Origin of the sequence: Comamonas sp. lk (assembly GCF_900564145.1) — a bacterium.
GTDB lineage: Bacteria > Pseudomonadota > Gammaproteobacteria > Burkholderiales > Burkholderiaceae_C > Comamonas.
Genome location: NZ_UOOB01000001.1, coordinates 3,596,921 through 3,609,523 on the forward strand (window position 1 = coordinate 3,596,921; position 12,603 = coordinate 3,609,523).

General features: G+C 59.5%; 11 protein-coding genes. All 11 read right to left on the reverse strand.

The features are described from left to right. Window positions 1-41: 41 nt before the first annotated feature. Window positions 42-881 carry a hypothetical protein gene (locus EAO39_RS16410; protein ID WP_120969422.1) on the reverse strand — a complete coding sequence of 280 codons (840 nt, stop codon included), beginning with the start codon at window positions 879-881 and terminating at the stop codon, window positions 42-44. Window positions 882-1,103: 222 nt separating this feature from the next. Next, window positions 1,104-2,645: a nitrogen regulation protein NR(I) gene (gene ntrC / locus EAO39_RS16415; protein ID WP_120969425.1), complete on the reverse strand. Its 1,542-nt coding sequence runs from the start codon at window positions 2,643-2,645 to the stop codon at window positions 1,104-1,106. Between the two features lie 55 nt (window positions 2,646-2,700). After that, window positions 2,701-3,798 carry a nitrogen regulation protein NR(II) gene (gene glnL, locus EAO39_RS16420; protein WP_120969428.1) on the reverse strand — a complete coding sequence of 366 codons (1,098 nt, stop codon included), beginning with the start codon at window positions 3,796-3,798 and terminating at the stop codon, window positions 2,701-2,703. A gap of 108 nt (window positions 3,799-3,906) precedes the next feature. After that, entirely contained in the window at window positions 3,907-4,410 is a 504-nt protein-coding gene (locus EAO39_RS16425) for a hypothetical protein (RefSeq protein WP_120969431.1), read from the reverse strand. 182 nt (window positions 4,411-4,592) lie between these two features. Next, window positions 4,593-6,008, reverse strand: a complete 1,416-nt coding sequence (gene glnA, locus EAO39_RS16430) for a type I glutamate--ammonia ligase (protein WP_120969434.1) — start codon at window positions 6,006-6,008, stop codon at window positions 4,593-4,595. 281 nt (window positions 6,009-6,289) lie between these two features. Next, on the reverse strand, window positions 6,290-7,162 hold the full coding sequence (locus tag EAO39_RS16435) for an EI24 domain-containing protein (protein ID WP_120969438.1): 873 nt from the start codon (window positions 7,160-7,162) through the stop codon (window positions 6,290-6,292). 14 nt (window positions 7,163-7,176) lie between these two features. Further along, window positions 7,177-8,157, reverse strand: coding sequence for a sterol desaturase family protein (locus EAO39_RS16440; RefSeq protein ID WP_120969441.1), 981 nt, complete (start codon window positions 8,155-8,157; stop codon window positions 7,177-7,179). 18 nt (window positions 8,158-8,175) lie between these two features. Then, window positions 8,176-9,051, reverse strand: coding sequence for a polysaccharide deacetylase family protein (locus tag EAO39_RS16445; RefSeq protein ID WP_162989598.1), 876 nt, complete (start codon window positions 9,049-9,051; stop codon window positions 8,176-8,178). A gap of 85 nt (window positions 9,052-9,136) precedes the next feature. Next, complete coding sequence (locus EAO39_RS16450) at window positions 9,137-10,258, reverse strand: beta-propeller fold lactonase family protein (RefSeq protein WP_240467113.1); 1,122 nt, start codon at window positions 10,256-10,258, stop codon at window positions 9,137-9,139. Between the two features lie 375 nt (window positions 10,259-10,633). Beyond that, complete coding sequence (locus EAO39_RS16455) at window positions 10,634-11,158, reverse strand: phosphoribosyltransferase family protein (RefSeq protein WP_120969450.1); 525 nt, start codon at window positions 11,156-11,158, stop codon at window positions 10,634-10,636. Between the two features lie 40 nt (window positions 11,159-11,198). Further along, window positions 11,199-12,575, reverse strand: coding sequence for an adenylosuccinate synthase (locus tag EAO39_RS16460; protein WP_120969453.1), 1,377 nt, complete (start codon window positions 12,573-12,575; stop codon window positions 11,199-11,201). Between the last annotated feature and the right edge of the window lie 28 nt (window positions 12,576-12,603).

The following is a 12,603-nucleotide window of genomic DNA, read 5'->3' on the forward strand; positions in this document are numbered from 1 at the left end:
AAAAGACCTGGCCCTGAAAGAGTAGCTGCAATCTATGCTGATCAGGCTGCACCACTATCCATCCACTGAATCGCCGTGATGTGTCCGCGCAGGGTGAGCATATGGCGCTTGAGCTGGTGCGCCAGCTTCAAAGATACAGCATCCAGAGAAATCGCAAGATAGCTATTGAACCATGTCTGAAGGCTGCGCTGGATATCGCTGACGGATTCATCCTGCAAAAAGAGGGCGTCACGCCAGACATCCTGCAGCATCTCCAGGCTGGCAGGCCGCTTTTTTTCACTGTGCACATGCTGCTGCAATGCTTGCGCTGGCAGGATCTGCTTGAGCTCCTCCAGCAGACCCTGCATTTCCAGCTGAATGCGTTGCAAGGTCTGGCCCATGGCCTTGTTGTGCTTGGCACCTCGATAGCTGATCACGGCCTCAAGCGTTTGGCGGCCCGCCATGTAAACCGCCAGCAACAAGGCCAGGACCTGAGGCTGCAAATCCGAGTCCTTTCTGCTGGGCATCGTTTTCGGGCACAAAGCCTGCATCCAAGCGGCCCTGGCCGCATCGCGCGCCTGGCCCCAGGTCAAAAAGCTGGCGCTCACCCGCTGGTTCCATTGCACACTCAGCTGGGCATCTTGCGCAGCAAAGGCCAGGGAGGCCATGGTGGGGGTGTTCAATATGGAGCGGTCAAGCTGCTGAGCGGCATGCCAGCCCAAAGCATAGGCCGGCTGATATTGGTCATAGCCACGGCCGGCCACAAAATAAGGCTCAGAGAGATAGCGCTCGCGCCAGAACAGCTCTTGCGCTGCAGGAAGCTGGGCTTGCTCCCAGCCGCCATCATCCCCCCCCCGTCCGGACCGGGCCGAGGGCGCATCGAATGGCAGGAAAGAAAACATGCGACGAGCCAGCAAATCACAACCCCCCATCAAAGACCGGTTGATGGCAGATTATTGTGCGGTCGGCAAAAAGTGGAAGTCGGCGCGGCCAACGGCTTTCTGTAGGAAAGCAGGCCGTATGTTTCAAATCTAACAATCAGAAACATTCGGCCTTGGCAGCACTCACAAAGAGCAGAATTCAGGGCCTATCACCTCTGAGCCCAAGTCGATTGCAGCCCGAAATCAATCGAAACTCTCGTCGTCCAGTCCCAGTTCCTGCAATTTTCGGGTGATGGTGTTTCGGCCTATTCCCAGTCGGCTGGCGGCTTCTACCCTGCGGCCATGTGTGGCCACCAGAGCAGTTCGCAGCAACTGGGCTTCAAACTGCTGGGAAAGCTGATCCCAGACATCGTTATGGCCCTGGGCGAGCAATTGCTGGGCGTGCTTGCCCAGATCCTGCAACCAGCCTGCGTCTGCGGTGCTGCTTTGCACAGCACTCATTGCGCTGGTTTCAGCCAAGGCTGCCACCGGCTGAGCGGCTTGCGCGACCGGGCTTTCAGGCAAGGCCACCAGCACCGTGCTCACGGCTCCCATGGCAGGCAAAGGCTGGCCTCCCAGCACCTCGGGCGGCAAATCCTTGAGGGCGATTTGCTGCGCGGGAGCCATGACGGTGAGCCAGTGGCAGATATTCTCGAGCTGGCGCACATTACCCGGGAAGTCGAAAGCCTGCAGGCGGTGCAAGGCCATGGTGCCCATGCGCTTGGGTTCCACCCCCAGTTGCTTGGCACTTTGCTGCAGAAAATGCTGGGTGAGCATGGGAACATCCTCGCGGCGTTCACGCAAAGCCGGCAGGCGCAGGCGGATCACGTTCAGACGGTGGAACAAGTCCTCACGAAACACGCCATCCTTGACGCGCAGCTCCAGATCCTGGTGGGTGGCCGCAATCACCCGCACATGGGCTTTGACGGCCTGGTGCCCGCCCACGCGATAGAAATGCCCGTCGGAGAGCACACGCAGCAAGCGGGTTTGCAACTCGAACGGCATGTCGCCGATTTCATCAAGAAACAGCGTGCCGCCTTCCGCTTGTTCGAAGCGGCCGCGGCGCTGGGTCTGCGCGCCGGTAAAAGCGCCACGCTCATGGCCGAAGAGCTCGGACTCCAGCAAATCCTTGGGGATTGCAGCCGTATTGATAGCTACAAACGGGCCACCCGAGACGGGAGAATGCTTGTGCAGTGCTCGGGCCACCAGCTCCTTGCCTGAACCCGATTCACCGGTGATCAGCACCGTGACCTGGCTTTGACTCAGGCGCCCGATAGCGCGAAACACATCCTGCATGGCCGGAGCCTGACCCAGCATCTCCGCCTGCAGCGGCGCCTGGACTTCCGCTTCTTCCTCGCGCTGGCTTTCCTCCACCGCACGACGGATCAGCTCCACCGCCTTGGGCACATCAAAAGGCTTGGGCAGGTACTCAAACGCACCACGCTGAAAGGCCGAGACGGCGCTGTCCAGATCGGAGTAGGCCGTCATGATGATCATGGGCAATCCCGGCTGCTGCGCCCTCACCTGCTCCAACAACTCAAGACCAGAGCCGCCGGGCATGCGGATATCGCTGACCAGCACCTGGGGGGGCTGGCGTGCGGGGTCACTGCTGTCGGTATCGGCCAGGGCCTTGAGCACATCCCGCGTCTGGGTGAAGCTGCGAATGGGCCAGCCTTCGCGGCCCAGCGCTTTTTCAAGCACAAAGCGGATGGAAGGGTCGTCGTCCACAATCCAGATCGGCTTCATTGCTGCTTATCCCTTCCCGTTTTTTGCTATGTTGGCAGATGCCTGAACCCGGAGCTCAGGGCAGCGGAATCAGTATTCTGAAATCCGTGCGTCCAGGCTGGCTTTCGCATTCGATCAGACCATGGTGACGCTGAACAAAGGTTTGAGCCAGTGTCAAACCCAGGCCGGAGCCGCCATCGCGGCCCGATACCAAGGGGTAGAAAATCCGCTCCTTGATGGCATCGGGCACACCTGATCCGTTGTCGATCACATGCAATTCCAATGCCAGTCTGTAACGCTGACGCCCCAAGGTCACCTGCCTGGCCACCCGTGTTCTCAGAATAATCTCGCCATCGCCTTGTGCGATGCGCAAACTCAGCGCCTGGGCCGCATTCTGGACAATGTTGAGCACCGCCTGAATGAGCTGGGCGCTGTCGCCCCGGAATTCAGGAATGGAGATGTCGTAATCGCGGGTGATCTTGAGGCCTTGCGGAAACTCCACCAGCACCAGAGAGCGCACGCGCTCGCACACCTCGTGGATGTTGACATCACCCACATCGTGCGGATGGCGGTGCGGGGCCAAAAGCCTGTCCACCAAGGCCTGCAGGCGATCGGCTTCGTGCACGATGACCGTGGTGTATTCACGCAGCTCGGGCGAGGCCAGGTCCATCTGCAGCAGCTGGGCCGCGCCACGTATGCCGCCCAGCGGATTCTTGATCTCATGGGCCAGATTGCGGATCAGCTCTTTGTTGGCCTGGGCCTGCTCACGCAGCCGCTCCTCGCGGTCCTGGCGGGCCTGTTGCTCCAGCGGCCACATCTCCACCATGACATGACCGGTTTGCTCCGCTATGGAGACCGTGGCGTGCACCGGCAAGGGCTCCTGGCCCAGGCGCTGCAGACTGGCTTCAAAGCGCAGCGCTGCGAAGTCGTTGCTGCGGGCTCCGCTCAGGGCTTTGTCCAGCAGGGCGGGCTCGGTAAAGCTCAGCGCAAACTCTCCGCCTTCCATGGTGCGGCGCGATTGCCCCAGGGCATTTTCCAGCGCTGCATTGGCAAAGCAGATGGCGCCATTCATGTCCAGCACGGCAATCAGCGTGCACAGCAAATCCAGGGCCTGGTAGTTTTTGACGCCAGCAGAGGACTGCTGCGCCAAGGAGGGAACAAAAGTGGTGCTCATGCGAAACCCTGACGGGGGTGGCTGCATCTGCCGCCCCGCATAAATCGTTCACAGCTTGACCTGCCAAGCTGCGGTAGGAGCCATAACTTGCACGTGAACTGGCCAGCGCTAGTTAGCCGGAGGCAGACGCTCCAGCTCGCGCCGGATACCGGCAATATCGCTTTCCTGGCGGGCAATATCCGCCTTGAGTTTGGCCACGCGCTCTGGGTAGCCCTGAGGGTTGCGCAACTCCAGCGCCGTGCGCACGGGATTGCCGTCGTTGTATTCCGCCTTGAGTTCAGCCAAACGAGCCTGGGCCTTGCTCAGTTCGGACTGCAGGATGGCGCGGGCATCCGAATCCCGGGCTTTTTGCGCTGCGCTGTTCTCAGCCGGGCGGGCAGGGGCAGAGCTGCCAGATGATGCGTTGCCGCTCTGCACTTTTGGTGCCGCAGGCTGGGCTGCACGCGTGCCATGGATCACTGTGACGCCGCTGCCATCCACCGGCTTGCAGCCTTTGGCTTTGGCCTGGGAAACGTTGTTCGTATATTCGTTCCCACAGCGGTAGATCACATCCTGCGCCCAGCTCCCAGCGCATATAGCCAGCAACAGCGACGACACAAACAGTTTTTTCATTCAGCTCCCTCGGGCTATCCACTTGGGACAGCACAGCCATTTCAATATTGCAAGTATCGCTCCAAGCTTGCGTCTTGATGCGATTGATTGACTTGCTTACCGCTGTTTGGTTCCTGCTGAATACAGAGCCGCAGCAATGAAAAAGGCGACTTGCGTCGCCTTTTCTGAACTGCCTGCTGCGATTACAGCGAGAAGTACATATCGTATTCGACAGGGTGCACGGCCTGGCGGAAGCGGGTCACTTCACCCATCTTCAGTTCAATGTAGGCATCCAGCATGCTGTCTGTGAACACACCACCCTTGGTCAGGAAGGCGCGGTCGGCGTCCAGTGCTTCCAGAGCCTGATCCAGGCTGTGGCAGACGGTGGGCACCAGCTTGTCTTCCTCGGGAGGCAGATGGTACAGATCCTTGGTCGCAGCTTCGCCGGGATGGATCTTGTTTTCCACGCCGTCCAGACCCGCCATCAGCAGAGCCGAGAAGCCCAGGTAGGGGTTCATCAATGGATCGGGGAAGCGAGCTTCCACGCGGCGGCCCTTGGGGTTGCTCACGTAAGGAATACGGATGGAAGCGGAGCGGTTCTTGGCCGAGTAAGCCAGCTTCACAGGCGCTTCAAAACCGGGAACCAGACGCTTGTAGCTGTTGGTACCTGGGTTGGTGATGGCGTTCAGGGCACGGGCGTGCTTGATGATGCCGCCAATGTAGTACAGGGCGAAGTCGGACAGACCGGCATAGCCGTCACCGGCGAACAGGTTCTTGCCATCCTTCCACACGGACTGGTGCACGTGCATGCCGGAACCGTTGTCGCCAGCATAGGGCTTGGGCATGAAGGTTGCCGTCTTGCCGTAGGTGTTGGCCACGTTCCAGATCACGTACTTTTGCAGCTGTGTCCAGTCGGCGCGCTCAACCAGAGTGGAGAAGCGGGTGCCAATTTCGTTTTGGCCAGCGCCTGCCACTTCGTGGTGGAACACTTCGACGGGAATGCCCACGGATTCCAGAATCAGGGACATCTCGGCGCGCATGTCTTGCGTGCTGTCGACGGGAGGCACGGGGAAGTAGCCACCTTTGGTGCGAGGACGGTGACCGCGGTTGCCGCCTTCGAACTTGGTGCCGGTATTCCAGGGAGCTTCGTATTCTTCAATTTCGAAGAAGGGGTTGTGAGGTTCGGTACCCCAGCGCACGCCGTCGAAGATGAAGAATTCGGGTTCCGGTCCGAAGTAGGCGGTATCGCCCAGGCCGGAAGACTTCAGATAGGCTTCAGCGCGCTTGGCGATGGAGCGGGGATCGCGGTCATAGGCCTTGCCATCACCGGGTTCGATCACATCACACTGCAAGATCAGTGTGGTTTCTTCAAAGAAAGGATCGATGTTGGCGGTGTTGGGGTCGGGCATGAGCTGCATGTCCGAAGCTTCGATACCCTTCCAGCCAGCAACGGACGAACCGTCAAAAGCATGGCCCGAGGTGAACTTGTCATCATCGAAGTGCGACACAGGCACGGTCACGTGCTGTTCCTTGCCGCGGGTATCTGTAAAGCGCAGGTCGACGAATTTGACTTCGTTCTCCTCCACCATCTTCATCACGTCTGCAACGGTCTTTGCCATCAGATCACTCCTGCCAACTTGGCTGATCAAATTAACGATAAAAGAAATAAAGCAGCTTCCGTGCCAACTTCTTGTCATGCTGCAAAGTCAGCATTTGGCAAGTAAGTCCTGCACTTGCCTTGAATAAGCATATTCCACTGCCATCACCAACTCGGTGCAAATTGTCTCACCTTAGTGCGATGTTCAAAATTTGCACCAAATCAGTGAATTTAATTGCACCAAGAAGGTGCATTCAAGAGAGTGTGGCGATCTCATGCCCAAAAGAATGCACCGCAATTTGACTAGGGTGCCGAGGAGGCCTGCGTCCCTGGCGCAAACGGCACCTGGGGCTCCTGAGCACCACGGCTGGGCTCCTTGCGCATCTGCTCCAGGGCGGCCAGACAGAAATGCGCAAACCACAGGGATGAGAAAGCGAACACCATGGCGTAAATCCAGATGGCGATGGGAATCAGCACCCAGAAGGCCGCAATAAAGACCAGGCCGGAGATCCAGATCACGCCCGGTGCCGCACCCAGATAGCCGCAGACCAGGCCCATGAAGATCAACGCAGCCCGATAGCGCACAAACAGGCTGCGACGCTCAGGCTTGCTGGCATGCTCGGCCAGTGCATCAAAAGCCATGACGCGGTAAGTGAGCCAGCCCCAGATCATGGGCGTCACCAGCAGCATCAGCGGGGGCATGACCCACAGCGGCAAGGTGACCACCAGGGCAATCAGTGCAATGCCGGTGGAGCCTGCAGACCAGCTGAGGCTGGCCAGGGTGGAGCCGCCCTGCTTTTTCTCCAGGACCGGAAAGCGCTTTTGTGCCACCAGCTCGGTAAGAGCCGGCGTCATGAACATGGCCACCAGCAGCAAGGAGACGACCACGATGATGGGGCCGGTGCCCAGCACCACCAGCATGGAGGCCACCACTTCCGAGGCGTAGCCCACACCGTGCTCCTGCATCCAGACCCACAGCCTGTGCAACCAGCCTACGCCGTCAAGCAAAGCCTGTACCTTCTGCACGGCATCGGCCCAGAAGAAATACCCCAGGCCCCAGACCATCAGCGTCATGAGCAGCAGAGGAAACAGTGACCAGGCAATCACCCGCTTGTGTACGCAATACGCCAGGGCACGCCAGAAGGAGTCCAGTAGCAAGTTCATGCCAGCAAGCATACCCAAGCCCGGCCTTAAGCGCGACCCATCAACCGTAAGATTGCACGCCATTGTTGCGACCAGAAGCCTTGGCCGTAGTCGCGCAACTGGCCCGCCGCATCGGGGCGCACCTGATCGCGTATGCCTGTGGGGTCATAACGCAGCTCGAAATTGGCCGTGCCAAACAACATATCCCACCAGGGCAGGAGCACGCCAAAATTATTGCCATGGGCTTTTTTGTTACGCACCGGTGCCATGGGTTCATGACCTATGCCAACCGCATGGTGACGACGGTGAAAGCGCGGGCTGATCCACAGCCGCTCACCGATCCAGCCAAACCACATGCGCACATTGGCGTGCTGCAGGCTCTGGCTGAGCTGGGTAAGCGCCACAATCGCCACAAACTGGCCCGGCGCCACTCCAATCAGCTGAGCCACCAAGACGATGATGGTGTCGTGAATCACATCGTCCAGCAGGTGGTTGCGATCATCGCTCCAGACCGTCATCTGGCGCTGCGAATGGTGCACGGCATGCAGCTTCCACCACCAGGTGTAGCCATGCTGACCACGGTGTATCCAGTACTCCACCAGATCGAAGACCAGCAGATACATGAGCAGGCTGATCCAGGCGTTGTCCGTGATGCCGGGCCAGATATCGTCCAGGTGAAAAGCCGGCATACCCCAGACATGGAGTCGGCCCATGATGGCATCCCACAAGGGGTCCAGCGTGAAAAACAGCGCCAGGCGAAACAGGCCCAGGCGGTGAATCAGGGTGTAGATGATGTCCACGCGAATCGCTTTTCTATCGGTCACCGCCTCCACTGGCCGCCAAAGCTGCAGCGGAGCGATAACGCAGACCATGATGACGATCTGCAGCAGGCCCACCAGCAACCAGCCTGTTGCTGCATAGCCGTCCTCCAGCAAATTGGCCATGCCGGCGTAGAACAGCAAAGGCTGGACCGCGCTTTCAAAAAGCCACTGCTGGGCATCACCAAACCAACCGACCAACCAATTCACAATGCACTCCTCAGCTGCTTACTTCTTGACCGAGGCATGGTCTCGGGCCTGGGCAATCCACGGCATATAGGCGGGATGCTCTGCCAGCGTCCGAAAACAAAAACCCCGCTCCAGCAATCCCGTGATCAGCGGCTCCAACACCGCCGGTGCCCAGGGGTCCTGGCGCGACCAGATGCCCAGATGGGCCAGCAAAATATCGCCGCTGCGAATATTCTGGAGCGCCTGGGCCAGCAGGCGGTCATTGGGGTATTTTTCGCTGGGCAGCTCATCGCCCAGAAAGCCGGCGCTGGCCCAGCCCACCTGCTTGTAGCCGCCTTGCTCTGCCGCAGCAATCAGGGCGGGAGAGGTTTTTCCGCCTGGCGCGCGATACAGAGGAAGCGTCTTGTGCCCGGTCATGGCTTCCAGACGGCTGGCCGCCCGGCCGATTTCCTCACAGTACTCGGCCGCAGACACCACAAAGCTTTTATTGGCCTTGTCGCCCGCCGAGGGCCTGACCTTGAAGTGCGTAACCTGCCCGCTTGCCTTATCGCGAATATCCGCCACCCAGTACATGTGGTCATAGGTATGCGATGCCAGCATGTGGCCCTCATCGGCCCTGGCCTTCCACCAAGGTGCCCAGAAATCGCTGAGGCTGGAGCCCCCCTCTTTGGTGCGCTCATTGGCGGCAAAGAAGGTGACGGCCACCTTGTGCTTTCGCAGCACCTGGGCCACCAAGTGTGCAATCCCCATATGACCGGTATCAAAAGTCAGGTAAACGGGCTTGCTGCATGCGCTGGCAGCTATGTTTTTTGCTGCAGCAGCCGCAGGCAATCCCGTCTGGGCACCCGCCAACAGCGGCCATTGAGCAGCCCATGCACCGACACCGGCGGCAACCATGAAATTTCGTCTTTGCATCCACCCTCCTAGGGGAGGCCGGACTCAGGCCAGCATCAGTACGCTGGTGGCCCCGTCTACGGCCTGAGATTCATGATGAAGAAGATCAGCGCGCGGCGTGGGACAGTGTCCAGACACCGTGGGGCGACTTGCCCACATTGACCTGATTGACCACTTTCTTCTCCACCGTGTCGATCACGGAGAGTTTGCGCGCCCAACGCGAGGCCACAAAGATGTAGCGGCCATCGGCAGACACATCCATGCAGTCAGGGCCGCCGGGAGCCGGGTAATTGGCCACAACCTGATCGGTCACCATATCGATCTTGCTGATGGTATTGGCCACACGATTGCTTACGTAGAGATGGCGGTTGTCTCCGGCAGCGCGGAAGGCATGCGCACCGGCAGCCGTCTTGATCAGGCCCACACTGCGCGGCTCGGCACCGGTGATGTCAAACACTTCAACGGCATCGCTGCCGGTCAGGCCGATGAACAGCTTCTTGCCGTCGGGGCTGCCGTACAAATCTGCCGGCATGGCGCCTGTGGGCACGCGGGACTTGATGGTCTGGGTCGCGATGTCGATGGCCACCAGCGCATCGCTATCTTGCATGGTGGAGTACAGCGTCTTGCTTTGCGCATCGATGAACAGATGGCTGGGCGTCTTGCCCGTAGACACGCGCTTGACCAGGGTCGGCGTCTGCGTGGCCGCATCCCAGCGGTAGAAGTCGATATGGTTCAAGCGGTTAGCTGCGGTGATGAACCACTTCATGTCTGGCGAAAAGCGCAGGTGATAGGGGTCGACGATGTCGCGGATCACGCGCTGCACGGCGCCTGTACGCGGATCCACCAAGGTCAGCGTATCGCCCAGCGCATTGGCCACGACCAGCGATTTTTCGTCAGGCGTCAGATACAGATGGTGCGGCTCCTTGCCGGTGGGAATGCGCGATTGCTCCTTCCACGTCACCGGGTCGATCACGCTGATGGTGGCATCCAGCGAATTGAGCACGAAGATGGGCGTTGGTCCTTGAACCGACTGGGCCGCTGCTGCGGCCACCACGCCAGTGGTTGGCTGCGGGGCAGAAGTCGCAGGCAAGGATGCCCGCGCATTGCCCGCTGCAGCCGACGGTGTCTGGCTTGCAGCCTGGGGTGCAGCGACCTCCACCGATTTGAGTCCTGACCCGGAAGATGCGCTCCACCACATGGCGGCACCACCGATGACAACCAGCGCCAAAGCGGCGCCAGTGCGCCCAAAAGAGAGACGTCCCACAAACCACCACCTTCTCAAAGTCCACGCAGTGTAGCCTCAGCCCGCAGCAGCCGAGGCCAGCGATTCAAGGCGCAACACAAAATAAAAGTCACTCCGACCGATCTCGATCGGCTGCACGACCGTCACCCCTTGGGATCAACGGCTGCGTGCTATTAATAGTGTGAGCACACAGCCCCTGATTTTCCTAGCTTCCAGGCAGAAATCGGCAGCAACTTCATGAAAATAACGCATAAGTTCCTCCTGGATTGAAGAAGACCGGATGCTCGGCCCCACTTGTTGTGAGTCCTCAATAAAAAAGGAGCCTTGACGGCTCCTTTTTTATAATCCGAAGGCCTGGCTTCAGACCTTCCACTTTTCCATCAGCTTTTCAGGACGCAGAGAGTCGTAACCTTCGAAAGGCTGGTGAATCCAGGGGTTGGTACCCAGATAGTCCACCGAGTAGTCGGGCTCGAAAGTCGACACGCCCTTGGTCCAGATCACTGCGCTACGCAGCTCGGTGATAGGCGCGTAGTTGGTCTTGAGCATGGCGATCACGGCCTTGAGCGTGGCGCCCGAATCCGCCAGATCATCGACCAGCAGCACGCGGCCAGCGATCTCGCCCTTGGGCGTGGCGATGAAACGACCGATGTCCAGGTGACCCTGCACCGTACCGGCTTCGGCGCGGTAGGAGCTGGTCGACATGATGGCCAAAGGCTTGTCGAAAATGCGGCTCAGGATGTCGCCGGGGCGCAGACCACCACGTGCCAGGCACAAGATGGTATCGAATTCCCAACCGGACTGGTGAATCTTGATAGCGAGCTTTTCGATGAGACCGTGGTACTCGTCGTAGCTCACATACAGGTGCTTACCGTCTTCCGTCAGCATGGGCAAAGTTCCTTTGAATAACGTTGAAACCCAAGCCCGATTACTCGGCACTGTACGGGTTGTGCATCAGGATGGTGTGATCACGGTCTGGGCTGGTAGACACCATGGCGATTGGCACACCAGTGACTTCCTGGATGCGATCCAGATAGCGGCGCGCGTTGACGGGCAACTTATCGTACTCGGTCACGCCCACGGTGGAATCAGTCCAGCCGGGGATGGATTCATAGATAGGCTTGCAGCGTTCGATGTCGTCGGCGCCCAGAGGCAGCAGATCGATGGTTTCGCCGTCCAGCTCGTAGCCCACGCACAGTTGCAGCTCTTCGATGCCGTCCAGCACGTCCAGCTTGGTGATGCACAGACCCGACAGACCGTTGATCTGCGCCGAACGCTTGAGCAGCGCAGCGTCAAACCAGCCGCAGCGGCGCGAACGACCGGTGGTCACGCCCTTCTCGGCACCCACGGTGCTCATCACGTAGCCAGGCGTACCTTCTTTTTCCCATTCCAGCTCGGTAGGGAAAGGACCGCCGCCCACGCGAGTGCAGTACGCCTTGGTGATGCCCAGCACGTAGTGCAGCAGGCCTGGACCCACGCCAGCACCGGCGGCAGCATTGCCGGCCACACAGTTCGACGATGTGACGTAAGGATAGGTGCCGTGGTCCACGTCCAGCAGCGTGCCTTGGGCGCCTTCAAACAGCAGATTGCCGCCGGCGGCGTGCGCTGCATTGAGTTCGCTGGACACATCCGCAATCATGGGCTTGAGCAGCTCGGCGTGGCGCATGGCTTCTTCGTACACGGCGTCGAATTGAATCTCGCCGTCCTTCATGTAGGCTGCCAGACCGGCGCCGAAGTCGAAGTTCTTGGAGCCCAGCACGTTGACCAGAATGTGGTTGTGCAGGTTCAGCAGCTCGCGCAGCTTGGTAGCGAAGCGCTCGGGGTGCTTCAGATCCTGCACGCGCAGTGCGCGGCGAGCGATCTTGTCTTCGTAGGAAGGACCAATGCCCTTGCCTGTGGTGCCGATCTTTTGCACGCCGCCTTGTTCGCGAGCGGCTTCACGGCCGATATCGAGCGCCACGTGGAAAGGCAGGATCAGCGGGCAGGCTTCGGACACGCGCAGACGGTCACGCACTTGCACGCCGGCCTTTTCCAGGCCTTCGATCTCTTCAAACAGCTTGCCCACGGACAGCACCACACCGTTGCCGATGTAGCACTTCACGCCGGGACGCATGATGCCGCTGGGAATCAGGTGCAGCGCGGTCTTCACGCCGTTGATGACCAGAGTGTGACCTGCGTTGTGGCCGCCTTGGAAGCGCACCACGCCATTGGCACTCTCGGTCAGCCAGTCAACCAGCTTGCCCTTGCCTTCGTCACCCCATTGGGTACCGACCACGACGACGTTGCGACCTTTGGATGTATTCATATTCCAATCCGATAAATCGAAAAATTAG